The 2,414-nt window shown below is 70.7% G+C and carries 4 protein-coding genes; 3 read left to right on the top strand and 1 reads right to left on the bottom strand.

All coding sequences use genetic code 11. The features are described 5' to 3' along the window. The 3 genes from ACOJSN_RS01165 to ACOJSN_RS01155 all read left to right on the top strand — a co-directional run. A partial coding sequence (locus tag ACOJSN_RS01165; RefSeq protein ID WP_420110676.1) for an enolase C-terminal domain-like protein occupies window positions 1-457 on the top strand: 457 nt, incomplete at its 5' end. 12 nt (window positions 458-469) lie between these two features. Further along, entirely contained in the window at window positions 470-1,288 is an 819-nt protein-coding gene (gene kduI / locus ACOJSN_RS01160) for a 5-dehydro-4-deoxy-D-glucuronate isomerase (RefSeq protein ID WP_420110675.1), read from the top strand. Next, window positions 1,285-2,040, top strand: a complete 756-nt coding sequence (locus tag ACOJSN_RS01155) for an SDR family oxidoreductase (RefSeq protein WP_420110674.1) — start codon at window positions 1,285-1,287, stop codon at window positions 2,038-2,040. Before kduI ends, ACOJSN_RS01155 begins: the two co-directional genes overlap by 4 nt. Window positions 2,041-2,187: 147 nt before the next feature. Here ACOJSN_RS01155 and ACOJSN_RS01150 read toward each other — a convergent pair. Beyond that, window positions 2,188-2,414, bottom strand: a 227-nt coding sequence (locus ACOJSN_RS01150; protein WP_420110673.1) for an O-methyltransferase, incomplete at its 5' end; no start/stop codon positions are given.

The following is a 2,414-nucleotide window of genomic DNA, read 5'->3' as shown; positions in this document are numbered from 1 at the left end:
TGACTGTGACCTGTTCTGGGTCGAGGAACCGTTCCAGGAGGATGCCGAGGGGCTGCGCGTGCTGCGTGACTACCTGGTCTCCTCCGGCAGCAGCACGCTGATCGCCGATGGCGAGTTCGAGCCTGACGAGGCACAGCTGCTGGAGCTCGCCGAAGCGGGTCTCATCGACGTCATGCTCATGGACGTCGTCTCCTACGGCCTCACGGCGTGGCGTCGGATCATGCCCACCCTGGCGTCCCTGGACGTGGCAGCCTCGCCGCACGCGTGGGGGATGCCGCTCAAGAGCCTCTACGCCGCCCAGATGGCGGCCGGGCTCGGGAACGTGCTCACGGTCGAGGGCGTGCCTGGCGGTACCGACGGCATCGACACCGCCGGCTATCGCTTCTCCGACGGCGTCATCACCGTGCCCGACAGCCCGGGCTTCGCCCTCCCGGTTCCGACCACCAGCACGTTCTGAAGGAGCTCGAACATGGACATCCGACACTCGACCCACCCCGACGACGTTGCCCACCTCGACGCCGACGGGTTGCGTTCCCGCTTCCTCGTCGAGGACCTGTTCGAGCCCGGTGCGGTGAGGCTGGCGCTCACGCACGACGACCGGATCGTGATCGGCGGGGCCGTCCCGGCGGGCGCGCCGCTGGAGCTGGTCGCACCGGACCAGCTCCGATCCGAGACCTTCTGCGCCCGCCGTGAGCTGGTGGTCGTCAACGTGGCCGCGGCGCCCGGCACCGTGACGGTCGACGGCGAGCAGTACGGGCTGGGCGAGCACGACATGCTCTACATCGGCGTGGGTACGCGGTCGATCACCTTCGATGGCGATGGGCGCTTCTACCTGGTGTCCGCGCCGGCCGGCGAACGGCACCCGACCACGCTCGCGCCCGCCACTGAGGCGGAGACGCTCCACCTCGGCGAGCCCGAGGCGGCGAACGTGCGATCGCTCCGGCGCTACGTCCACGCGGGCGGTGTCCGATCCGAACGCTTGGTGGTCGGGCTCACCACGCTCGCGCCGGGGAGCGTGTGGAACACCATGCCGCCGCACCTGCACGACCGCCGCACCGAGGTCTACCTCTACACGGGGCTGGCGCCCGAGGCGCGTGTGATGCATCTCTGCGGCCGCCCCGATGAGCTGCGCACGCTCGTGGTCGCCGATGGGCAGGCGGTGATCAGTCCACCGTGGTCGGTGCACTCCGGCGCGGGCACCAGCGCATACTCGTTCGTGTGGGCGATGGCCGGCGAGAACCAGTCCTTCGAGGACATGGACGCGGTCGGCGTCGCGGACCTGAGGTGAGCGGTCTGTTCAGCCTCGAGGGCCGCACGGCCGTCGTGACGGGGGCACGGTCAGGGATCGGCCGGGCGATCGCGCTCGGCTACGCGGGAGCAGGCGCGCACGTGATCGCGTGGGGCCGCACCGCCGCGGTCGAGGAGGTCGTGGCGGAGATCACTGCGGCGGGAGGGAGCGCCGAGGCGGTCGTGGCCGATCTCAGCGACCTCGAGGCCGCGCGCTCGACCGCTCGTTCGCTCGCTCGGGATCGTCAGGTCGACGTGCTCGTCAACAACGCGGGCATCATTCGCCGAGGTGCCTCCGAGGACGTCCGCTACGAGCAGTGGCGGGAGGTCCGCACGGTCAACCTCGACGCGGTCTGGCTGCTGTGCCAGGAGATCGGTGCGTCGATGCTCGAGCGTCAGCGCGGTCGGATCATCACGATCGCGTCGATGCTGTCGTTCCAGGGAGGCCGCCAGGTCGCGAGCTACGCGGCGTCCAAGCACGCCGTGCTGGGCCTGACGCGTGCGCTCGCCAACGAGTGGGCCGGCCGTGGTGTGGGCGTCAATGCCCTGGCACCCGGTTACGTGGTGACCGCGAACACCGCGCCGTTACGTGCCGACGAGCAGCGCGCCGCGGAGATCAGCGGCCGTATCCCCGCGGGTCGCTGGGCCACCCCGGACGATCTGGTCGGCCCCGCGATCTTTCTCGCGAGCGAGGCCGCGGCGTACGTGCACGGCGAGGTTCTCGCCGTCGACGGCGGTTGGCTCGCTTCGTAGCTTTCAACGCGGTTTCGGCTCCCTGGGCATGTCAACGCTCTTTCGGCGCGCCGACGGCCGGGTCATATCAGCGTTGAAGGCTCAGGGGAGCCGAAAGCGCGTTGAAAGCTCCGGGGTGTCAGAAGAGCGTTGAAACCGGGGAGGGGGTCAGCGCTTGATGGCGACCAGGAGGCCGCCACCCACGGGGAGGAGCGTGGGGAGGAGGCGCTCGTCCTCGCGGAGTCGCTTGCCCCGCGCGCGCCTGGCCACGGGGTCCTCGTCGCGGCGGGCGGGGTCGGCCACGCGGTCGTGCCAGAGCGCGTCGTTCACCACGACCGCGCCGCCACTGCGGAGCATCCGTACGGCCTGATCGGCGAAATCGGACGCCTCGGCGG

It is taken from the genome of Pseudactinotalea sp. (assembly GCF_048594945.1).
In the GTDB taxonomy this organism is placed as follows: domain Bacteria; phylum Actinomycetota; class Actinomycetes; order Actinomycetales; family Beutenbergiaceae; genus Pseudactinotalea.
The sequence above is the reverse complement of the archived record's forward strand: the minus strand, read 5'-3'. Positions and strand labels throughout refer to the sequence as shown.